This window comes from Dysgonomonadaceae bacterium zrk40 (genome assembly GCA_016916535.1).
Classification (GTDB): domain Bacteria; phylum Bacteroidota; class Bacteroidia; order Bacteroidales; family Dysgonomonadaceae; genus Proteiniphilum.
Genome location: CP070276.1, coordinates 1259522 through 1283353 on the forward strand (window position 1 = coordinate 1259522; position 23832 = coordinate 1283353).

At 48.7% G+C, this 23832-nt stretch carries 16 protein-coding genes and 3 pseudogenes; 17 read left to right on the forward strand and 2 right to left on the reverse strand.

Features of this window, described 5'->3' with window-relative positions; genetic code table 11:
- The first annotated feature begins 82 nt into the window (after positions 1–82).
- The 7 genes and pseudogenes from JS578_05350 (at position 83) to JS578_05380 (ending at position 8265) form a co-directional block, all read left to right on the forward strand.
- Positions 83–1912, forward strand: coding sequence for an O-antigen ligase family protein (locus tag JS578_05350; GenBank protein QRX64661.1), 1830 nt, complete (start codon positions 83–85; stop codon positions 1910–1912).
- A 128-nt stretch (positions 1913–2040) separates the two neighbouring features.
- Entirely contained in the window at positions 2041–2766 is a 726-nt protein-coding gene (locus JS578_05355) for a hypothetical protein (protein QRX64662.1), read from the forward strand.
- Between the two features lie 347 nt (positions 2767–3113).
- Positions 3114–3965, forward strand: a pseudogene (locus JS578_05360) (IS982 family transposase).
- Positions 3966–4035: 70 nt separating this feature from the next.
- A pseudogene (locus tag JS578_05365) lies at positions 4036–4733 on the forward strand (IS1595 family transposase).
- Positions 4734–4803: 70 nt separating this feature from the next.
- Entirely contained in the window at positions 4804–6822 is a 2019-nt protein-coding gene (locus tag JS578_05370; GenBank protein ID QRX64663.1) for a hypothetical protein, read from the forward strand.
- 442 nt (positions 6823–7264) lie between these two features.
- Positions 7265–7685, forward strand: a pseudogene (locus JS578_05375) (hypothetical protein).
- A 298-nt stretch (positions 7686–7983) separates the two neighbouring features.
- Positions 7984–8265, forward strand: a complete 282-nt coding sequence (locus JS578_05380) for a hypothetical protein (GenBank protein ID QRX64664.1) — start codon at positions 7984–7986, stop codon at positions 8263–8265.
- Between the two features lie 247 nt (positions 8266–8512).
- Here the strand turns inward: JS578_05380 and ppk1 are convergent, their stop codons facing one another.
- Positions 8513–10591: a polyphosphate kinase 1 gene (gene ppk1 / locus JS578_05385; protein ID QRX64665.1), complete on the reverse strand. Its 2079-nt coding sequence runs from the start codon at positions 10589–10591 to the stop codon at positions 8513–8515.
- Between the two features lie 169 nt (positions 10592–10760).
- Here ppk1 and JS578_05390 point away from each other — a divergent pair, with 169 nt between their 5' ends.
- Together JS578_05390 and JS578_05395 are read left to right on the forward strand one after the other, a co-directional pair.
- Positions 10761–11693: a DUF368 domain-containing protein gene (locus JS578_05390; protein ID QRX64666.1), complete on the forward strand. Its 933-nt coding sequence runs from the start codon at positions 10761–10763 to the stop codon at positions 11691–11693.
- Positions 11690–12187, forward strand: coding sequence for a metallophosphoesterase family protein (locus JS578_05395; GenBank protein QRX64667.1), 498 nt, complete (start codon positions 11690–11692; stop codon positions 12185–12187). The genes JS578_05390 and JS578_05395 overlap by 4 nt, the downstream gene beginning before the upstream one ends.
- On the opposite strand, the gene JS578_05400 is transcribed toward JS578_05395, so the two are convergent.
- Positions 12184–12819 (reverse strand): LysE family translocator, encoded by a 636-nt coding sequence (locus tag JS578_05400; protein QRX64668.1) that lies wholly within the window; start codon positions 12817–12819, stop codon positions 12184–12186. The two genes, JS578_05395 and JS578_05400, sit on opposite strands and share 4 nt — an antisense overlap.
- 186 nt (positions 12820–13005) lie before the next feature.
- Here JS578_05400 and purL point away from each other — a divergent pair, with 186 nt between their 5' ends.
- From purL to cysK, 8 genes are all read left to right on the forward strand, one after another.
- The gene (purL, locus tag JS578_05405) at positions 13006–16698 is read left to right on the forward strand and encodes a phosphoribosylformylglycinamidine synthase (GenBank protein ID QRX64669.1); all 3693 of its coding nucleotides are present in this window, start codon (positions 13006–13008) and stop codon (positions 16696–16698) included.
- 18 nt (positions 16699–16716) lie between these two features.
- Positions 16717–17124: an acyl-CoA thioesterase gene (locus JS578_05410; GenBank protein ID QRX64670.1), complete on the forward strand. Its 408-nt coding sequence runs from the start codon at positions 16717–16719 to the stop codon at positions 17122–17124.
- Positions 17125–17140: 16 nt separating this feature from the next.
- On the forward strand, positions 17141–18247 hold the full coding sequence (gene dprA, locus JS578_05415) for a DNA-processing protein DprA (protein QRX64671.1): 1107 nt from the start codon (positions 17141–17143) through the stop codon (positions 18245–18247).
- Between the two features lie 78 nt (positions 18248–18325).
- Positions 18326–18784 (forward strand): thioredoxin-dependent thiol peroxidase, encoded by a 459-nt coding sequence (gene bcp, locus JS578_05420; protein ID QRX64672.1) that lies wholly within the window; start codon positions 18326–18328, stop codon positions 18782–18784.
- A gap of 110 nt (positions 18785–18894) precedes the next feature.
- On the forward strand, positions 18895–19908 hold the full coding sequence (recA, locus tag JS578_05425; protein ID QRX64673.1) for a recombinase RecA: 1014 nt from the start codon (positions 18895–18897) through the stop codon (positions 19906–19908).
- 115 nt (positions 19909–20023) lie between these two features.
- Positions 20024–22012 (forward strand): DUF4954 family protein, encoded by a 1989-nt coding sequence (locus JS578_05430; GenBank protein QRX64674.1) that lies wholly within the window; start codon positions 20024–20026, stop codon positions 22010–22012.
- A gap of 25 nt (positions 22013–22037) precedes the next feature.
- A complete protein-coding gene (locus tag JS578_05435) occupies positions 22038–22859 on the forward strand; it encodes a serine acetyltransferase (GenBank protein QRX64675.1) in 822 nt (273 codons plus the stop codon).
- Between the two features lie 49 nt (positions 22860–22908).
- Positions 22909–23817 (forward strand): cysteine synthase A, encoded by a 909-nt coding sequence (cysK, locus tag JS578_05440; GenBank protein QRX64676.1) that lies wholly within the window; start codon positions 22909–22911, stop codon positions 23815–23817.
- The last annotated feature ends 15 nt before the right edge of the window (positions 23818–23832 follow it).

Here is a 23832-nt window from a genome sequence, read left to right on the forward strand (position 1 = left end):
CAATGTTTTGTAGTACCCAAACAATGGAAAGCACAGATCTTCCTTTCAACTTGCTTTTAATTTGGACATAAAAACAGCCCTAGTGAAACATATTGTAAAACATATCCCCTCTTTCTACCTGTTAACTCTTTTTGCAGGAGCGCTTTTCTTTATTCCTGCTATTTTCGTAAACAGGTTTACAACCGCCCCGGCATTGTGGATGCAGGTCGGAATAGGTATAGGTATAGCAGTATATGTTTTCTCGGCAAAAAGACGGATCCCTCTTCCCCCTAAAGGATATATCCTTTTAATGACAGCATGGGCAATTTATCATTTATGGCAAAATCAGGGCAATATTGAAAACACAATAACTATTATTACGCTTATCTCTGGTTTCTTTCTGTTCTATGCAATCTGTTCGCATTTGAAGGATAAAGGGGTGATATTTGTCCTTTTCACATTTTTAGCACTGGTACTTTCCTTATGGGGATTGGCCCAATTTTCTGGACTGATGCCATCATACCATGGTTCGTTCGCAGTGACCGGACCATTCGATAATCCCGCCGGCATATCGGCTTCGCTCGCACTTCTGTTACCTTTTGCATTATACGGGTGCCTGCAAAGAAAACAGCGCGTAATCGCAATTATTGTCGTATGCCTGATTGTTACCGTCATCATATTATCACGGGCACGGGCAGCTGTCTTGGCAGCTGTTATCATTCTCATCTTCTTTTTTATCCGGTTATTGAGGGAGCGAAATATAAAACTGCTTTCTCTGCATTATACTGCTATAACCGTAAGTTGTCTTTTATTGCTTGTCGGACTGTTTGTTGCTAAAAAAGATTCAGCCAGCGGAAGATTGTTCATCTGGCAATGTTCGACAAAACTTATATCCCGCAAGCCGATATCCGGATATGGAGGGAATGGTTTCACAGCTAATTACATGAACGAACAAGCAACATATTTTACAAGATATCCCGACAGCAAGTACGTGAATCTTGCCGACAATGTACGCCATCCGTTCAACGAATTTTTAAAATGGACGATAAATTACGGTATGGCAGGATTATGCCTGATGTTATTATTGGTCGCTATCCCGTTATGGATTTCCCGAAAAACGGATTCTCCGGAGTTGTTTTATATCCGTTTAAGTCTTTTCTCTATAGGTATCTGTGCGTTTTTTTCCTATCCGCTCAACTATCCGTTTATCCGGATCATGGTAATGTTTCTCCTTGCATCCACATTAGCTTCCAATCCTCAAAAAAGTATCACCTCAAGAATTGGTTATTTTACTAAAGGGATAGTCCTGATGTTTTCATTAGGATTACTTAGCGCGACCACTTACCAGGCTATTTATGAACGCGAATGGTATAAGATAGCCCATAAATCGTTAAGGGGTGAAACAGCGCAGATGTTACCCCGGTATAAATCGCTTTATGCACATTTGTACCGCAAAGACCTTTTCCTTTATAATTATGCTGCGGAGTTGAATGTAGTGGGGCATTACAAAGAAAGCCAGCAAATCGCGTGTGAATGCGATAGTCTTTGGGCTGATTATGACCTGCAAATGCTGATGGCGGATAATTGCCTGCAATTAAAGCAATACAGCGACACAGAAAACTATCTGGAAAAAGCGGCGGCTATGTGTCCTGTTAAATTTATGCCGTTATACCGGTTAACCGAACTTTACCTGGAAACCGGGCGAAAAGAGGACGCACGAGTATTGGCCGAAAAGATACTGGACAAGCAAGTAAAGATCCCTTCTCTGGTCATAAGCAGTATTAAAAGTAAAATGCGAAACTTATTGAATGAACTGGACAGTTTGAATGATTCACCACAATTAATTGAATCCGATATGAAACCGACAACTATTTCCTCATGGCAGGATTGCCTTTTGGATCCCCGGATTCCAAGGGCACTCCTGCCTACCTGAAGCAAGGCGGTATAATATATGTTTCTATTCCAGCAAGCCGCCTGCCTTTGAGAAAAATTGATTTGATAATTGATTTTGGAATAGGAGTAAAGAATAAAAAAAAGTTATACAAATTAAAATGATTTAACATGAAACAGTTTTTGAAAAACGGGACTTTTAGTTTAGGAGTTATATTGCTAAGTATTATTACCTTCGGCCTTATGGTGCAAAGTTGTCAAATGGAAGATGATACGTTGTTATTAAATGAAAATTTAGAATATTCGGGATATTTGGATATCAATGTTTATAATAACACCAAAGCTTTTACTGAACATGAACTCAAGATAATAACTGAAGCGTTCATGCGAATTGATAAATATTTATCAGAAAAAAATGATATTGCTTTTATTTTGGGTAATAAGCGAGATGTGAGAATGAGTTTAAATATTTCTGAAAATCTATTCGAGTATTTGCTTCTTGGGATTAATATGGATAATCCAGTTCGAAACACTCAAATTAGGTTAAGGTCTGGGGCTGAGGTAGAGAGCCAGAGTGGTCCCGGCTATTATATGAGGTCTGTTAAATTATCTCATTCTGAAACAATAGCATTAATGAATGGGATGCAATCAGCTGCTTCAGATGCAAGTTTCTGGGGTGGAACTGGTGCTGGTATCGCAGGTGGTCTTTCAGGAATAGTTGGTGGCACTGCGGCAAGTGTACTCATTGGGGGTAGATTTTATCTTGAAGGATTGCATTGGGCTAATATGGAAAATAACTATTTGCAAGGAAGCCAAAACGGTGCTGAATATATTGAAACGACGATATACTCCCCAACCGGAATGTCATACACATCGCATCAATTCATATACCATTGATATGGAAAAGTTGAAGAGGACAAGAGTTGTCTTGTGGGTACTAGCAATTGTATTATCTACGATATATGTATATGTGTATGTTGGTAATCCACTTAAAAAAGAGTTTGATATTGGCATTTTTGGGCTCATATTCCCGCTATTATTAATTTCAGCACAATTATTGTTAAGAAAAAACGAATTAAACAAAGAAATGTCGCTAATAATCTCTTCGGGACTATTAATCGTTTTCTATCTTGTTTTCTTATAAACGTGAGTTCGGGATAAAAACAGTATAAAAAAGTTGTGATACAGGGAGATTATTTGTATATTTATAACTGTTAATCAAATATATAACAAAAATAAGCCCTATGATCACAACAGACAAAGTTATAGAAATATTTTGTGTTGCCGATGATTTTTGTGAAGAATATGTGAATGAAATTCAGAATCATTAACTTCAAGCTGGTAGTACTAAAAGGAGAAAAAGGAAAAAGGAAATATCTCATAACGTGATCATTGCTGTGATGATCTGTTTCCACTGCGGAACCTTTCATAATTTAAAGAATTATTACCTGTTATATATTTGTCAGCACATGAAGAGTTATTTTCCAACTGCTGTTTCCTACAACCGTTTTGTTGAGTTGCACCCCCGGGTGATTGTACATTTCACCAAACTGTTTGGATTTGGTGAATGCACAGGCATTACATATGTGGATAGCACTCCGATTAAAATATGTCATAACAAGCTTATACACTCCAATAAAGTATTCAGGGACCTGGTCCAAAGAGGGAAAAGTACGATGGGCTGGTTTTTTGGCTTCAAGCTTCATATAGTCTGTAACGAAAAGGGTGAATTGCTGAATTTTTCTCTCACAAAAGGTAATGTAGACGATAGGATCCCTGATGTAATCAATGTCCTTACCAAAGATCTTTTCGGCAAACTTTGTGCTGACAAGGGTTACATCAGGACTAAACTCTTCGAGACGCTTTTTGACCAGGGAGTTCATTTAGTGACCGGTATACGCTAAAATATGAAAAATTCCCTGATGTCATTCCGCGACAAGATTCTCTTACGCAAAAGATCCGTAATTGAGTCCATCAATGATGAGCTGAAGAATATCTGTCAGGTAGAACATTCAAGGCATCGTTCCACACATAATTTCATCATGAACATAAATGCTGCATTGATGGCATATTGTTTCTTTCCCAAAATGCCTTAAATCAAACTTGAAGTAGAAAAGTCAAGTCAATTAACCATTTGGGGATAAAATTTTATCCCGGACTCACGTTAAGGAGTCATTTCCTACAGAAGAAATTCGCCGGCAATTAGGGCATAAACGTTATCAACCTATTTGGGAGATGGTCTATAAGTTACGAGACGTAATGGGCAAGCGTGATGATGAATACTCACTTTCAGGACAGATAGAACTTGATGATGCTTTTTTTACAACTGAGATTCCCGATGATCAAAAGAAGAAACCTTTGAAGCGCGGGTGTGGCAGTCAAAATAAAACAAAAGTACTGGTAATGTGAGAAAGTAGTTTTCAGGATAACCCGGGGAAGGGACAAAAACCCAAACGGGTAGGTTATCTGAAAATGAAAGTCATAAGCGATTTAAAAGCCGACACAATTACACCGATTGTCAAAGAGCGAATTGATGAGAGGTCGGATTTACTAACCGATGATTACACATCTTATGGAGACTTGAAGCATCACGTGGAATCCCACACATCAAAGGTGATAAAACCGGAAGAGCTTGAAACGGTCTTGCCTTGGGTGCATGTGGCAATTGGTAATGCAAAACGTTTATTGTTGGACGTACATCATAAATTAAAACCGGAATATTTACAATATTATCTAAATGAGTTCTGCTATCAATTCAACCGAAGATTCTTCGGTGAGAAGCAATTCGATAGGCTGGTTTTAGCAGCCGTAACGTATCAATGGATTTCAGAACGAAAACATATAATAGGACTCATTGCGGATAATCATTCAATCTAATTTCAAAGTCATGATAGCGACATTGCTGACGACAAATAACATCATAATATTTGTAAAATGAGTGCGAAAAATAGACAGCATCAATTTTTATTCACGAATATCATATCATATAAAAAGTGTTTTGATAAACTTTTGTTGTTGATATTCATTATATGCATTTTAACTTCCTGTGTGAAGGATACTTATAGCAGCAGACTAGCTGCTGCCTTAGAGCTGGCAGGGCCAAACAGATCGGAGCTTGAAAAGGTTCTGGAATATTATTCTCAAGAAAAAAGCGACTCGCTAAAACTCAAAGCCGCAAAGTTCCTTATCTGCAACATGGATGTTCATTTTTCATACAAAAGTAGGACTTGGGATATCTTTCAGATGGAATTGGACTCTCTTTTCAGGACGGAAAACCAGCCCAAGAACCTCGAACAGGGTTTGGAGGTTTTATATGATAAATATGCTAACAGATTAACTGCTGACTTGGAGTTCGTTTCTGATCTGCGAACCATGCGTGCTGATTTTCTCATCCGGAGTATCGATGCGGCTTTTTCCAGATGGCAAAATCCTTACTCACGTCATTTGACCTTTGAGGATTTCTGTGAGTATATCCTTCCATATCGTGCCGGAAAAGAATCATTGAATGATTGGAGGCAGGAATTTGGGACTAATTTCATTCCTTCGCTCTATGAACGGTTGACAAAAGAAAAGGATTCAATCAGTGCCATTGACTTGAGTAACGCGATCAAATCATATCCCTATAGCAATCTCTCCACCACTGTAAGCAAACTACCCGATTATAACGCCCATACCCTCTCCATAATGAGAATAGGTAACTGTAGACAATATACCCTACAAGGATTGTTGGCTGCCAGATATTTAGGTGTTCCGGTTGCAATCGACTTCACACCACAGTGGGCAACCCGCAGCATGGGTCACGAATGGAATGCTTTCATCACCCGTGAGGGAAAACCTCTAAGTTTTGGCATAGGCGATTACTGTGAGCTTGGCGAACATATAGAGTTTATTCCGGATAGAATCCCACCCAAGATATACCGTCAGACCTTTGCCAAACAAAAGAAAAGTCTTGCAATGATTAGAGGCCGTGAAGCAATTCCTCAAACTCTGGCATCTCCATGCATGAAAGATGTGACAATGGATTATTATTCATGCGTTGATGTGCCCATTAAGTTTGACTTCAAGGCTCCGGGAAGAAATAAGTTTTCCTATCTGGCCGTTTTTGACAATAGTAACTGGATTCCCGTATCCTGGGCACCCAGTAAAAAGGGAATGTCACTGTTTGAGAATCTCAACAGGAATATTGTATGCCTGCCGGGTTACTATGATCACGAAGAATTTATACCCGCGGCCCCACCGGTCATGATTGACAGTATCGGAAACATCAAGCACTTAAAAGTTGACTTACAGAATAAACAGGATATGGTGCTGAGCAGGAAATATCAAACCGGTTTGGTTGAGGGGCATTGCAAGGAAATGGTTGGAGGCAGGTTTCAGGGAGCAAACAGGAGTGATTTTTCTGATGCGGTGGACCTGTATGTGATTGAAGATGTACCGGAATCGAGCTATCAAATTGTAGAGATACATTGCGAGGATTCTTTTAACTATTTCAGGTACCTTGCTCCGGAGAATTCCATTGGCACCATTTCAGAGTTGGAAGTGTTTGAGGCGGGTGCCAGCGAAAAGCTATCGGGGAATATGATTGGGACGGAACAAGATTTAGTTGATATCTCTAAAGAGATGGCCTTTGATGGCAATCCGCTTACCTCTTTCAGGAAGTACGGATTTCCTGAGGTGTGGGTGGGATTGGAGTTTGACAGCCCTAAAAAAATAGAGAAAATTGTATTTCTGCCGGGAAATGATGACAATTGCATTCGAGATGGCGAACTGTATGAGTTGTTCTATTGGAATAATAAATGGGTATCGTTGGGTAAACAATTGGGATCGAGTGAAACATATAAATTGAAATATGAAAACGTTCCTACGAATACGCTTTATCTTTTACGAAATCTGACGAAAGGTAAGGAGGAACGTGTTTTTACATACGAGAAAGGAAAACAAGTATGGTGGTAAAATAATCTCACAGAACTCGGTACCCTTACAAAAAATGAATCAACAAGACAAAACAAATAGATCCATAATCAGGGATACTGTAATGCTGTTGCTTGCGGCAGTAGTGCTTATATCTTACTATCACTGAATTGAAAGTCCGAATTTGTTTACGCTTATGATGAATATGTTCGGTTTTTACACGGTCTACCTATTCTCAATTCACAGAGACCGAATACAAAGTTTGCCTGTTGTCTTATGCCGGATTATCAAGCAAGGAAATAGCCCTTCTCATTGACTAAAGTGTACATACAGTAAACATGGCACGTACCGGTATCCGCCAAAAGATGGGTCTAAAAGAAGCGGGAGCCGATTTCAACGCGTATATAAAGCAAAAATTTCGAGACTGTAAATTAAACTGTGTCAAAGAATAGAACATTTTTTTTACTTTTACACAACAGTTTACATTATGGAAGATTTTGATTACAAGTCCTTTCAAGCCAAGGCGCTGGAGCAGTTAAAAGCCAGCAAGCCTCTTTTAGGAAAAGACGGTGCATTTGCCCCGTTACTGTAGAACCTTCTAAATACTGCACTGGAGGGTGAGATGGATGTCCAGATGGATGGAGGAGAACCTGGGTAACCGGGTTTCAGCCGATACCATCAGTGCCATTACCGACAGGGTGCTGCCTGAACTTCAATCCTGGCGGGACAACTGGCATAAATTATCGGCCTATTTCCAGTATACTGACGCCAACCGGCGACTGATCTACACTACCAACACGGTGGAGGGATATCATCGTCAGATTCGCAAGGTGACAAAGAACAAAGGGGTTCGATTAGGGGGTCGACACCTAACTGTTTTTGACCAACAAAAACTCAGGTCTTAGCATTACCCATTAGAAAAAAGGTGCCAAATTAACTATAAAATTAAAACCTGACAAAGTTCTATTTACACAACCTAAATTCCTTATGAATCCAACAATTACCCCCTCATGGCAGGACTGCATTTGGGATCTTCGGACTCCGGGGGAACTCCTGCCTACCTAAGGCAAGACGGCATAATATGTTTTCTATTCTGGCATGGCCGCCTGCCTTTGTGAAAAAATTGATTTGATATTTGATTTTGGAATAGGTGTAAAGAATAATATAATTCAAAAGAACTTAAACAAAAACAACTAACATAATATGAATTTAAAAGAACAACTCAGAATAAGCTGGACGTTTGTTGTCGCTGCTGGAATATTTATTTTATTTACCGTGCTTTCGACGACCGGGATATACGATGTAAGTAATATTATTTTCGGGGTGGCTAAAATACTCTTGGCTGTAACAATTACGTATACGTGCGTCAAAGTATCAAAAAGTTTACATAAGAAAGGCAAATACTCCGCCTCCACATGGTTCACATACGGAGCAGGGCTCCTTTCCGGATTATGGCTTTATGATGCCATTCAATATTTATTTTAAAACATCCCTTGAGATTTATCGAATGAGTTTACTTGTCTGATAAATCGAAGGTGATAGATAGTGTTCAACTGGGTCGTATATGGCTCTAATATGGCACTAATATCGTTCGTATCTCGTTCTAATCTCGTTCTAATATGGTTCTAATATGGTTCTAATAGATTAGAACGAGATTAGAGCCAGTTACGAGTGATATAAAAAGAATATAAAGTTCAGATTAAGAGCTGGCTTATTGGAAACATTGTATCTACTATCCGGTAGATCTCTTCAGATACTCATAAATCGCATGCTGCGCGCGTACAGGAGGGGCATCGGGTGAAGCCAACTCACTTTTAAAGACATTGTTCAGTTGTTCATCTACCCAAACGGCGCTCTGGTTGTCCTCCAGCTGGATCTTCAAAATATCGATGATCTGGCGCTTTAGCGGCTCGGCATAGACCGGGAAGGCCACCTCTATTCGGCGGTGCAGGTTGCGAGTCATCCAATCGGCTGAAGTGAGGTAGATTGTCTCCTTGCCTCCGTTCAGGAAGTACCAGACACGCGCATGCTCCAGGTAGGCATCAACGATGCGTGTCACCCTGATATTTTTGCTGTAGGGCTGGTTGGGTACCAGGCAGCAGATGCCACGGATGATCAGATCAATCTTCACGCCCGCCTCGCTTGCACGATAGAGCGCATTGATCATCCCCTTGTCCTCCAGGCTGTTCATCTTCAGGATGATATATCCTTCGCCACCCTGTTTCACCTGCGTGATCTCCTGCTCAATCATCCCGTGAATGGCGGGCAGCATGTTGAACTGAGTCACCAGCAGATGTTTGAAGTCGTGCATGTATGGTTTCCCCTCCAACACGCGGAACACCTCGTCGATGTCGCGGATGATCTCCTTGTTGGAGGTGAGCAACCCCTTGTCGGAATAGATGCGGGCGGTTTTTTCGTTGAAGTTGCCGGTACCCAGGTAGGCATACCCCTTTATCGGATCATCCGGGTCGTTGCTTCTCTTGCGCACGTAGGCCAGCTTGGCATGCACCTTCAGTCCCGGCAGGCTGTAGATGATCTTCACCCCCGCCTGTTGCATCAGTTCGGAGGAGAAGTAGTTGTTCTCCTCATCGAAGCGGGCTTTCAGCTCCACGAAGACGGTCACCTTCTTGCCATTCTTGGCAGCACTGATCAGGCTGTTGATCACGGCAGAGTTCTCCGCCACACGATATTGGGTCACCTTGATCTCGAGCACCTTCGGATCGAACGCAGCCTGCATGAGGAAGCGCAACAGATAGTCGAACGACTGGTAGGGGAAGTGGAGCAGCAGATCCTGGCGACGCAGCACCCGCAGGATTGAGTTGTTGGCCTCCAACTCCGGAACCCGCAGGGGATGCGGCAAAGGTTGACGGAGGCTATCACCAACCGGGTTGGGCAGCTTCATGAGGTCTGCCAGGTTGAGGTATCGTCCCGAGGGGAGCAACTCCTCCTCCTCAATCTCGTAGGCCTCGCAGAGGTGCTTCAGGAAGTAGTCCGGCATATCCTTGTCGTACTGAAAACGGGTCACGGCACCTATCTTCCGTTTGCGCACCTTGCGCAGGATCCGCTCGGCAATATCTTTCTGATCTTCGTTTTCGAGAGAGAAATCGGCATCGCGAGAAATCTTGATGCTATAGCAATCTACGATCTGATAGCCGGGGAAGACGCTCGACATGTTCGCCTTGATCAGGTCGTCAATAAAGATGATGTAGTGGTTCCCGCCAAATGAGGGGAGCTCCACGAACCGCGGCACCTTGGTGAAGGGAATCTTCATGATGGCGTAGGTGTAGGAAGGGCGGTTGGAACCCTTCTTCTTTTTTTTGAGCAGACTCACCACCTGATAAATGCGACCATCCTGAATGAAAGAGTGGATGTCATCCTTCAGGATAATCATCGGCTGCAGGTAGGGGAACACTTCCTCGTTGAAGTACTTCTCCACGAAAGCCCGGTGGAAAGGCTCCACAGCATCGGTCTGGTAGAGGATGATGCCGTTGCGCCGGAGCTCAGGGAGAATCATCTCGTTGAAGATGGCGTAATACTCCTTCTCATGAGCCGTCACCTCGCGGTTGATCTCTATGATGGTCTGAAGCGCTTCCTCCACCGACTCATCACGCTTGATGCTCTCAAGAAGGGAGCTGTGATAGCCCGACACGCGGATTTTGTAGAACTCCTCCAGGTTTGACGAGTAGATGGAGAGGAACTTGATCCTCTCGTAGATGGGCAGCCGCTCATCCTTCGCCTCCAGGAGTACCCGGTAATTGAAAGAGAGCCAGCTGATATCGCGTTTGAAATAGGCGTAATTGTTATATTCCATTGTGTCTGTCTGTGCTGGTAAGATTAAACCTCAAAAATAGGAAGTTTGTTCGAATAAAACATCTTTTGCCTGAAAATTACCAATTCATCGCCATTTTTGCCGAAATGGTTCAAACAAAAGAACAAAAGTTGTAAGTTTGTGCATTCTTAGAAAAAAAACAGTCGGTAGAATGAAAAAAAACATACGTGATTACCTGCTCCTGACACTGAAAGGGATGGCAATGGGAGCAGCCGATGTGGTTCCGGGTGTCTCGGGCGGGACGATTGCCCTGATCACCGGGATCTATGAGGAACTCATCTTTTCCATCAAGTCGATCAACCTGACAGCCTTGAAACTTCTCTTCTCAGGGAAACCTGCCGCCTTCTGGAAAGCCATCAACGGTAATTTCCTGCTGAGCGTTTTGCTGGGTATCGCCATCAGCATCTTTTCACTGGCCAAAGGGCTGACCTTTTTGCTGCATCACTATCCCATCCTGGTATGGTCCTTCTTTTTTGGTCTCATCGTTGCATCTGCCATTTATGTGGCACGAACCATCAAAACCTGGAATGCCGGTGCAGTGATTGCGGGCATTGCAGGGATTGTGATCGCCTATTTTATCACGGTGATCTCACCCACTGAGGCCAACACCAGCTGGATCTACATCTTCTTTTCGGGTGTGATAGCGATCTGTGCCATGATCCTGCCCGGTATATCCGGCAGTTTCATCCTGGTGTTGCTCGGCATGTACCAGTTCATCCTGGGTGCCGTAGGAGATCTGAATATTCCGGTGTTACTCGTTTTTGTTGCCGGTGCGGCTATCGGGATCATCGGCTTTTCCAACATCCTCTCCTGGCTGCTGAAGAAATTTCACACCCTCACCATCGCACTGCTGTCCGGATTCATGGTCGGCTCCCTCAACAAGATCTGGCCCTGGAAGGAGGTCACCGAATCGTTTATCGACCGACATGGAGAAGTGAGACCGCTGGCTGAGAGGAATATTTTGCCCGGCACATATGAAAACCTCACGGGAAATGAATCCTTGCTATGGGGAGCCATCTTTTTCCTGGTCGTTGGTTTTGTGTTGATTTTTGTAATTGAAGGCGCAACGAAACGGAAGGGATGAAGAAAATCGGGTTGCTCTCCGACACCCACGGCTACTGGGACGACAAGTTCGAGACCTATTTCGAAACGTGCGACGAGATCTGGCACGCGGGTGACATCGGTTCGCTGGAGCTGGCCAGCCGCTTTGAAGAGATGAAGCCTTTCCGTGCCGTCTACGGCAACATCGATGACTACAAGACCCGCATCGCCTACCCACAGACGTTGCGCTTCACCCTGGAGAAGGTGGAGGTGCTGATGACCCATATCGGCGGCTACCCGGGACGCTACGATCCCTCCATCCGTGCCCAGCTCCAGACCCATCCCCCCAAGCTCTTTATCGCCGGCCATTCACACATCCTGAAGGTACTCTACGACAAGAACCTGGATTGCCTCCACATGAACCCTGGTGCAGCTGGCAAGTATGGCTTCCACCGGGTGCGAACGCTGCTCCGCTTCCTGTTGGATGAGGGGGATATCCGCGACCTGGAGGTGATTGAAATAGGCAAACAGGGTTAAAAAAGCCCCGGAAAGAGGGTCATCAGGATGCCCCCCACACCGATCACCATGAAGAGGCTGCCCACCGTGCGGTTGAGCAGGACCAGCCCTCTCCGGTTGAATCGCTTACGCAGACGGGCTATAAAGAGCGTAAGAAAGAACCACCAGCTGAAAGCGGCCAGTACAAATGCACTGATCCCGGCAACGAGTGACATGGTCCCCCCGGCGACAGGATTGAAGGAAAAGCGGGTGTAGAGCCCCATAAAGACCAGGATAATGGCTGCGTTGGAGAAAGTAAGCAGGAAGGAGGAGATGAAATCCCGGAGCAGGCGATTCTCACCGGAGGCAATTGCCGGGTTCCATCCTTTCAGGGGATTGCTGCGAAAGACAAACCAGCCGAAGAAAATCAGCACCAGTCCACCAAAAGGCTGAAGCCAGGGCTCGTAACGCTCCAGAAAGCGGGAGACAAATCCCATGGCTGTCATTGTGAGCAGTGCATAGGTGATGTCCGACAGCATGGCCCCCATACCGGTTAGGAATCCGTGACGACGTCCCCTGGCGAGTGTCCGCTGGATGGTCAACATGTTGATCGGTCCCATGGGTGATGAGACCATGAACCCAATGAGAAAACCCTTGGCAATGGTTTCAAGCATCTTGCATTACAATTCTGTAGGAGTAGGAATGTTCAGCTGTAAAGATACGGTGGTTAATGTTCAGTACAAAACCGGAGCGCCACTTTTCACCCTCCAATTACTCCTCTTTTCACCAAAGTTGTTTAACTTTGTCTTTCCGTTCAGCCCTGTGGAATCCTCCCGCTGAACCCAACAAAAACAAGAGACATGATTTCATTTTTCAGAACCCCCTCCCAGAGTGTGATTGCCGTGGAATCGGCTGAGGTCTTAACCCCTGAAACAGTAGAAAAGCTCTGCTGGCTCTTCGGCGAGGCTGAGATGCTCACAGCTGCATCGCTCGACACCCCCTTTATCGGTCCACGCCGTGAGATGATCACCCCCTGGAGCACCTGCGCCGTGGAAATCACGCAGAACATGGGCATTGGAGGAATCAGTCGCATGGAGGAGTATACCCCCCTGGCAGCAAGCAGCGCGTTCGACTTCGACCCGATGCTGCAACGCAAGTATGAGCAGCTGGACCAGACACTCTTCACCATCGGCCGCCAGCCTGAGGCGATCATCTACATCGATGACATCGCCGCCTACAACAGTGCCGAAGGGCTTGCACTGAGCGACGATGAGATCGCCTACCTGAACGAGGTGAGCTCGAAAATGGGACGGAAGCTGACCGACAGCGAGGTGTTCGGCTTCTCACAGGTCAACTCGGAGCACTGCCGCCACAAGATCTTCAACGGCCGTTTTATCATCGACGGCGAGGAAAAAGAGCTCTCGCTCTTCCAGCTGATCAAGAAGACATCGAACATCAACCCCAACAGCCTGATATCAGCCTACAAAGACAACGTAGCCTTCATTCGGGGACCCCAGATCGAACAGTTTGCCCCCGCCAGCGGCGACAAGCCCGACTTCTTCGAGACACGGGAAGTAGAGAGCGTGCTCTCGCTAAAAGCTGAAACACATAACTTCCCCACCACCGTGGAACCCTTCAACGGCGCCTCCACCGGCACCGGTGGGGAGATACGCGACCGCCTCGCCGGCGGCAAGGGTTCACTGCCCGTCGCGGGAACCGCTGTCTACATGACCTCCTACCCCCGTCTGGAGGAGGGTCGTCCCTGGGAGCAGGTGATGCCTCCCCGTCCCTGGCTCTACCAGACACCGGAGCAGATCCTGATCAAGGCCTCGAACGGAGCCTCCGACTTTGGAAACAAGTTCGGTCAACCACTCATCTGCGGCTCCCTGCTCACCTTCGAGCATGCCGAGAGCCAAAAGAAGTTCGGCTATGACAAGGTGATCATGCTCGCCGGAGGTGTGGGCTACGCCAACAGCCGCGACGCCCAAAAGGGCGATCCGAAGAGTGGTGAGAAGGTGGTGGTACTGGGAGGCGACAACTACCGCATCGGCATGGGTGGTGGTGCGGTCTCCTCGGTTAACACAGGCGAGTACTCCTCCGGCATCGAGCTCAACGCGGTACAGCGTGCCAACCCTGAGATGCAAAAACGGGTGGCCAACGTGATCCGCACACTCTCTGAATCGGAGGAGAACCCCATCGTCTCCATCCATGACCATGGCGCGGGGGGACACCTCAACTGCCTCTCCGAGTTGGTGGAACAGACCGGCGGTGTGATTGAGATCGACAAGCTTCCCGTGGGCGACAAAACCCTCTCTGCCAAGGAGATCATCGGCAATGAGAGCCAGGAACGGATGGGTCTCCTGGTGGAACAGCAGGAAATTGATCGGATCGAACGGATCGCTGCCCGTGAGCGTGCTCCGATGTATGTGGTGGGCGAGACCACCAATGACATGCGCTTCACCTTCCGCAAGCAGGGGGAAGCCAATCCCATCGACATGGAGCTGGCCGATTTCTTCGGCAAGCCACCGGTCACCGTGATGGAGGACAGCACCCTGGAGGAGACCTACGAGGCTCCCGAATACAACAAAGCGGAGCTTGGCACCTACATCGAGAACGTGCTGAAACTGGAGACCGTGGCCTGTAAGGACTGGCTCACCAACAAGGTGGACCGCTCCGTGACCGGCAAGATAGCCCGTCAGCAGTGCCAGGGAGAGATACAACTGCCACTGAGCGACTGTGGCGCCATCGCCCTCGACTACCGTGGATACGCCGGCATGGCCACCTCCATCGGACATGCGCCCCAGGCAGCGATGATTGATCCGGCTGCCGGCTCGGTACTGGCCATCTCCGAAGCACTCACCAACATGGTGTTCGCGCCCCTCAGCGAAGGCCTCCAGAGCATCTCACTGAGCGCCAACTGGATGTGGCCCTGCCGCAACCCAGGTGAAGATGCACGCCTCTACAAGGCGGTGGAAGCCTGCTCCGACTTCGCCTCAGAGCTGGGCATCAACATCCCCACCGGTAAGGACTCCCTCTCTATGACACAAAAGTATGGCGACGAAAAGGTCTACTCCCCCGGCACGGTAATCATCTCCGCAGCCGCCGAGGTGAAGAACATCCGTCGCATCGCCAGCCCGGTGCTGGCCTACATCAAAGGCACCTACCTCTACTACATCGACTTCTCGTTCGACACCTTCAAACTTGGCGGTTCCGCCTTCGCCCAAACCATGGGCAGGGTAGGCGACGAGGTGCCGACAGTGAACGACAGCGAATATTTCAAAAATGCCTTCGCCGCCGTGCAGGAACTCATCAGCCGTGGTCTCATCCTGGCGGGACATGACATCTCCGCCGGTGGACTGGTCGCCACGTTACTGGAGATGTGCTTTGCCAATCCGCAGGGGGGCGTTGAGGCACACCTCGACAAGATCCGCCATGCCGACCTGATCAAGATCCTCTTCTCCGAGAACCCGGGGGTGGTGATTCAGGTGAAGCATCACCGCCTGGTGGAGAAGATCCTGGAAGATTACGGCGTGGGATTTGCCATTGTGGCACGCCCCACCGAAGAACGCAAGCTGGTGATCGCAAAGGATGATTACCGGCAAGAGTTCGACATAGACCATCTGCGCGATGTCTGGTACAGGAGCTCCTACCTCCTCGACCGCAAGCAAAGCGGCGAGAAATGTGCCGCCGACCGCTTCGCCAACTACAAGCAACAACCGCTGCAATTCAGCTTCAACCCCTCCTTCACCGGGAAGATGGCCGACCTGGGTCTTGCTCCCAACCGGAAGGAGCGCAGCGGCCTCACCGCAGCGATCATCCGCGACAAGGGAACCAACGGCGAACGGGAGATGGCCTACGCCCTATACCTGGCAGGCTTCGACGTGAAGGATGTGCACATGACCGACCTCACCTCGGGACGGGAGACACTCGAAGAAGTTCAATTCGCCGTTTTCTGCGGCGGCTTCTCCAACTCCGACGTACTGGGCTCTGCCAAGGGGTGGGCTGGCGGCTTCCGTTACAACGAGCAGGCCAAAGCAGCGCTCACCCAATTCTACGCACGTGAGGATACACTCAGCCTGGGCATCTGCAACGGCTGCCAGCTGATGATGGAACTGGGGCTGCTCTACCCCGAGATGGGCGAAAACCATCCAAAGATGGCGCACAACCTGTCGCACAAGTTTGAGTCCGCTTTCGTGAGCGTGGAGATCCCACAGAACGAATCAGTTCTGTTCCGCTCGCTTGCAGGCACCAAGATGGGCATCTGGGTGGCTCACGGCGAAGGGCGCTTCGTGCTGCCCGGCGAAGAGTCGGCCTACAACATTGCCGCAAAGTACCTCTACAACGAGTATCCCGGCAACCCCAACGGATCCGATCATGCCACTGCCGCCGTCTGTTCAAGCGACGGCCGTCACCTGGCGATGATGCCCCACCTGGAACGCACCATCTTCCCCTGGCAGAATGCCTTCTACCCCTTCGCCTACCGCAAGCATGAAGTAACCCCTTGGATGGAAGCATTCGTCAACGCAAGAGAGTGGCTGAAAAATAGGAAGTAAGATCTTAAATGAGTGAATGTGGCACAACCGATATTTGAGCAGACGCTAAAGGTGCGTGATTATGAGTGCGATACGCAGGGACATGTGAACAATGCCAACTATCAGCACTATTTTGAGGTAACGAGACATGAGTTTCTGGAAAAGGTGGGGCTCAACTTTCATGAGCTGCACCTGCAGGGGATCGATGCAGTAGTCTCCCGTGTGGAGATACGCTACAAGGTACCCCTCATCGGGATGGATCTCTTCCGCTGCACCGTCACCCGGCTGGAGCGGATTGGTGTGAAGTACATCTTCCACCAGGAGATCATCCGCGCAAAGGATGGAGTGATCTGCGCCAAGGCGAAGATTGAGGTGGTCAACCTGGTGAACGGCAAGCTGTCGCAGCCGGAGGTGTTCGACCAGGCTTTCAGGGATTACATCAGATAAGGTTTTTCAACGTATCATGGACAACAAAACCCTCTATCAGATCGCGCTCACGCTGATGAAAGGTGTGGGGGTGATGCATGCCCGCAACCTGATGGAGATCGTGGGCGATGAGGAGGCGATCTTCCGGGAGAGCAGGCAGCGTCTCAAGGCCATCCCCCGACTCCCGGAGAAGGTGATCGATGAAATCCGCAACCCGGAAGTACTCCGGCGGGCAGAAAAGGAGCTTACCTTTGTCACGAAAAACAACCTGCAAACCCTCTTTTTTACGGATCCCTCCTACCCGCAGCGGCTTACCCAATGCATCGATGCGCCGGTACTGCTCTACAGCAGGGGAGAGTGTGACCTGAACCGCAGCAAGGTGGTCAGCGTGGTGGGTACCCGCAATGCCACCCGCCAGGGAATCGAGTTCTGTGAAACATTCATCCGAGAGCTGTCGGAAAGCAATCCCGACATTCTGGTAGTAAGCGGACTGGCCTACGGCATTGATATCTGTGCCCACCGTTCGGCATTGAAACAAGGCCTCTCAACCGTGGCGGTACTGGCTCACGGCCTCGACCGCATCTACCCCTCGCTGCATCGTCAGACTGCAGTAGAGATGCTGAAAGCAGGAGCACTGCTCACCGAGTTCCCCAGCGAGACCAACCCCGACAAGCACAACTTCGTGAAGCGCAACCGCATCGTTGCCGGCATGGCAGACGCGGTAGTGGTAATTGAATCAGGAGTGAAGGGAGGATCGCTCACCACTGCCGACATTGCTAACTCCTACTTCCGTGAGGTGTTTGCCCTGCCGGGGCGCGTGAAAGACCCTATGTCGGCAGGCTGCAACCGCCTCATCGCGGACAACCAGGCGGTGTTGTTGCACAGCAGCCAACAGTTCCTCGCCCACATGGGATGGGAGAAACAGCCGGAGGTGAAAAAAGCGACACAGAAAGAGTTGTTCGCGGAGCTGACCGCGGAGGAAGAGCAGATATGCCAACTTTTGAGCCGACAAGAGTCGATGCAAGTCAACAACCTCTCCGTCGAGATGAACATTCCCGTCACAGAACTGTTCCTTACCCTGCTGGAACTGGAAGTAAAAAAAGTGGTAAAAGCGCTGCCGGGCGGGGTTTATCGTTTGGCGTAAAAAAGCACCGTTCATCCTTTCGTTTCATCTGAACTTTTTTTTATATCTTTGAGAACGAAACTCATTTAATAAAAATCAATGGCATTACACATTGGACACAGGATACCGGAAGAACTTGGAACCGACCAGCATGGAGATCCGGTGAAAGCAAGTCATCATGCCGGCAGGAAGCTGGCCATCTACTTCTACCCGAAAGACAACACCCCCGGGTGTACTGCCCAGGCTTGTAGTCTGCGCGACGGGTACAGTGACCTGCAACAGGCGGGTTACGAGGTTTTGGGGGTCAGCGTAGACAGCGAAGCATCCCATCAGAAGTTTATCAACAAGCATACATTGCCCTTCCCGCTGATTGCCGATACCGAAAAAGAGTTGGTGCAACTGTTCGGCGTGTGGCAAGAGAAGACCATGATGGGCAAAAGATATATGGGAACGGTGCGAACCACTTTCCTGACAGATGAGCAGGGTGTGATCACCCATGTGCTGGCAGGACGTGAAGTGGATACGAAGAACCATGCTGTACAGATCCTGGGCAGCTGATAGCAATTCAAATCGGGTTTTTACTCCCCACGACATCCTCTTTGCCAAGCTGGTTTCAAAAGTGATTGCCGCCGGGGTATCATGCTAAAAAGAAACAAACCAACAACATTATGGAACAGGAAAAAGAGAACAAGAACAGTGAGAAGCTGAAAGCACTGCGGGCAGCGATGGACAAGATAGAGAAGACATACGGCAAGGGATCCATCATGATGATGGGCGATGAGAAGGTTGAGGAGGTGCCGGTCATCTCCTCCGGTTCCATCGGGCTGAACGTCGCTTTGGGCGTGGGGGGATACCCACGTGGCAGGGTGATAGAGATCTACGGACCGGAATCTTCGGGTAAGACCACCCTGGCCATTCATGCCATCGCCGAGGCGCAGAAGGCGGGAGGGGTAGCAGCCTTCATCGATGCGGAGCATGCCTTCGACCGTTTTTATGCCGAGAAGCTGGGAGTAGACACCGACGAGTTGCTCATCTCCCAGCCTAGCAGTGGCGAGGAGGCACTCGAGATCGCAGAGCAACTGATACGCTCTTCTGCGGTCGATATCATCGTGATCGACTCGGTAGCGGCGCTCACACCGAAAAAGGAGATCGAGGGAGACATGGGCGACTCCAATGTAGGCCTACAGGCACGCCTGATGTCGCAGGCACTGCGCAAGCTCACCTCAGCCATCAGCAAGACCAATACCACCTGCATCTTCATTAACCAGCTGCGCGAGAAGATCGGCGTGATGTTCGGCAATCCCGAGACCACCACCGGTGGTAACGCATTGAAGTTCTATGCCTCGGTGCGACTCGACATCCGGGGAAACGGATCCCCCATCAAGGATGGTGAGGAACAGATCGGTCGCCCCACCCGTGTCAGGGTGGTGAAGAACAAGGTGGCACCTCCCTTCCGTAAAGCTGAGTTTGACATCATGTACGGTGAGGGCATCTCCCGTACCGGTGAGATCATCGACCTGGGATCGGAGCTCAACATCATCAAGAAGAGTGGCTCCTGGTATAGCTACAACGACACCAAGCTGGGACAGGGACGCGATGCCGCCAAGCTGGCCGTCAGAGACAATCCCGAGTTGGCCGAGGAACTGGAACGTTTGGTCTTTGAAGCATTGAAAAGTAAGTAAGCATACGAACCGAAGCGAGATCCCCAAAGGGGAGTCTCGCTTTTTTCTGGAGCCAATCGGCCAACAGACAAATCATTCATCCAATCTATTCATTATCTCAATACAGAATCAAACCATGCAACCATATCGATCATTGACCGAAGCAGAGATCCGGGCACTGCGGCAGAACGGGTGTAGCAGCACCGACTGGGATTCCGTCAGGGTGAAGGAAGGATTTCTTCCCGACCATATCAGACACACTCAGTTCTCCGGGAATATTGAGCTTGGACTTTTTGACAAGGAGTTTCCGCTAGCCGGGGGATTGAAGAAACATGCCGGCATCAGCCATGCGGTGCTTCACAATTGCACTGTGGGAGACAATGTAGTGATCGAAAACGTACAGAACTACATTGCCAACTACACCATCAGCGACGATTGCTTCATTCAGAATGTAGATGTGATCATGGTAGATGGCTTCACCAATTTCGGTAACGGAGTGGAAGTCTGCGTGTTGAATGAAACTGGCGGTCGGGAGGTGCACATCAACGACAAGCTGTCTGCACATTTTGCTTATATCTACTCACTCTACCGTCACCGACCGGTGCTGATTGAGCGAATGAAAGCAATCATTGACCACTACTGCGACAAACATGCTTCCGACAGGGGCTCCATCGGTATCGGTTGCAAGATTGTCAATGTGGGCTATATCAAGAACGTGCGTATTGGTGCACACACCATGATCACAGGTGCAATGAAGTTGAAGAACGGCAGCATCAACAGCAACGAACATGATCCGGTATACATTGGGCGTAATGTGATCGCTGAAGACTTTATCATCTCCTCCGGCACCACTGTCGACGGGGGGTCTTTCATTACCCGATGCTTCATTGGCCAGGCCTGTCATATCGATCATGGTTATTCCGCTTCAGACTCTCTTTTCTTCAGCAATTGCCAGGGAGAAAACGGAGAGGCTTGTGCACTTTTTGCCGGTCCCTACACGGTGACACACCACAAGTCAACACTACTGATCGCCGGGATGTTCTCATTCATGAATGCCGGCTCAGGATCGAACCAGAGCAACCACATGTACAAGCTGGGGCCCATCCACCAGGGGATCGTGGAGAGAGGAGCCAAGACCACCAGCAACTCCTACGTGTTGTGGCCAGCCAAGGTAGGAGCATTCTCACTCATCCTGGGACGTCATTATCAACATGCTGACACCTCCAACCTGCCCTTCTCCTATCTTGTGGAAAAGGATAACAGCACCTACATCGCTCCGGCTGTCAATCTGCGGAGCGTGGGCACTATCCGCGATGCCAAGAAATGGCCCGAAAGGGACAAACGGAAGGACCCCGACAAGCTGGACTGCATCAACTTCAACCTGCTCAGTCCTTATACCATTCAAAAGGTTTTTGCCGGAATGGAAATCCTCCGCAACCTACAGGCCACCGCCGGAGAAACCTCCGAGATCTACACTTATCAGAGTTGTATCATCACCAACAGGGCACTTAAACGAGGATTGGAGCTTTACGAGATCATCATCCACAAGTTCCTCGGCAACTCCATCATCAAACGTTTGGAAGGAACGAAATTCAACAGCAATGAAGAGATACGGGAACGACTCACTCCCGGCAACACACCGGGTCTGGGAGAATGGGTGGATCTCTCCGGGCTGATCGCCCCCAAGACAGAGATTGACACACTGTTGAACCGTATTGAGTCGGGTGAGATCACAAGACTACAGGAGATTAACGAGGTGTTTGCAACGTTGCACGCTACTTACTATGTGAACGAATGGACCTGGGCATGGGACAAGATTCTATCATTCTACCACCTCACCCACGAAACCATCACCGCAGCAGATGTAATCCGCATCGTCAAGAAATGGGAGGAGAGCGTTGTCAGTCTCGATGAGATGATCTACAGCGATGCACGCAAGGAATTCTCACTCTCCTTCAAGACCGGCTTCGGTGCCGACGGCAACATACAGGAGAAAGCACTCGACTTTGAGTATGTACGTGGTGTTTTCGATAAAAATCCTTTTGTCATTGCCACACTCAAGCACATTGAAGTGAAAAAGGCACTGGGTGCAGAACTGATTGAACGGATCAGCCATATAGGATAGGGAAATTTTAAACAAGAAGTGACAAATGACCGACAAAACACTTGAACTGATCACAAAATTCAGTCCAAAGCTCATCAACATACCTGTCAACAAGTGCGAACTGGAAGAGGTGATCGACACACTGATCAACCTGATGTTCCCCATCTGTAACTGCCCCGAAGATTTGCATGTGCAGGAGGGGCTTAAAACAGCGGCAGATAAATTGCATGCCAACATCACCACGCTCCACAACCGACAGTCAGCCGATGAAAAGACAGAAGCCTTTTTCGCGCTCTACCCCGCTTTACAGGAACGGCTCTACAAAGATGCCGCCTGTTATTTGCAATATGACCCTGCGGCGAAGAGCCTGGAGGAGGTGGTGATCACCTACCCCGGCTTCTATGCGCTCTGTGCGCACCGCATCGCACATGCACTCTATCAATTGGGACTTCCACTCATCTCCCGCCTCTTCTCCGAACATGCCCATGCCAAGGTGGGCATTGACATCCACCCTGCTGCCCGTATCGGGAAGAATTTCTTCATGGATCACGGCACCGGCATCGTGATTGGTGAGACTGCGGAGATCGGCGACAACGTGAAGATTTACCAGGGAGTGACGCTGGGAGCCCTCTACGTGGAGAAGAAGCTCTCCGACGTTAAACGGCACCCCACCGTGGAGGATAACGTGGTTATCTACGCCAACGCCACCATACTCGGGGGAGAAACGGTGATCGGTCACGACTCGGTGATCGGAGGCGGAGCCTGGCTCACCCAGAGCGTAATCCCCTACTCTTTGGTCTACAACTCGGTAGATGTAAAAATCCGCACTGTGAAAGATTTCGATGAACCCCACAACTTCGTCATTTGACCCTTCAACAGATCAACATATCATTTAATCAACGAATCATCACACCAACATGAAGTACAGCAATATTCTGAAGGCCGTGGGCAATACGCCACATGTTCAACTGAAACACCTTTTCCCCAATCAGGAGGTATGGATCAAGCTTGAGAAGCAGAACCCTGCCGGCAGCATCAAGGACCGCATCGCCTTGGCGATGGTGGAGGATGCAGAGCGCAGAGGCATCATCCACCCGGGTGACACCATCATCGAACCTACCTCCGGCAATACCGGTGTCGGTCTCGCCTTTGTAGGAGCCACAAAAGGTTACCGGGTAATCATCGTGATGCCTGAGTCGATGTCGGTAGAGCGGCGCCGCCTGGTAGCGCTCTATGGTGCGGAGCTGGTGCTCACACCCCGCGAGAAGGGGATGAAGGGAGCCATCGCCAGGGCTGAAGAGCTGCAGCAAGAGATACCCGGCTCCTGGATTCCCCAACAGTTTACCAACGAAGCCAATCCGCGTATTCATGCAGAGACTACCGCACAGGAGATCCTGGCAGACTTTCCGGAGGGTTTGGATTACCTGATCACCGGCATGGGTACCGGTGGACATATCACCGGTGTGGGCAGGGAGCTGAAGAGAGCATTTCCTTCGCTGCAGGTGATTGGCGTGGAGCCTGCTGATTCACCCATCATCACCGAGGGGCGGTCGGGACCGCATGCCCTGCAAGGTATTGGAGCTGGGTTCATTCCCGACACTCTCGACATCACAATACTCGACAGCGTGATCAAGATAGAGAAAGAGGAAGCATACAGATTTGCGCAGCTGTTGGCACGTGAAGAAGGCATTCTTGGGGGTATCTCCACCGGCGCCTCACTGGCAGCAGTGGCACGTAAAATAACCGAACTGAAAGAGCTAAAACGAATTCTCACCTTTAACTATGACACGGGTGAGCGTTATCTCTCCATAGAAAAACTATTCTGAGAATCGATCCTTGGC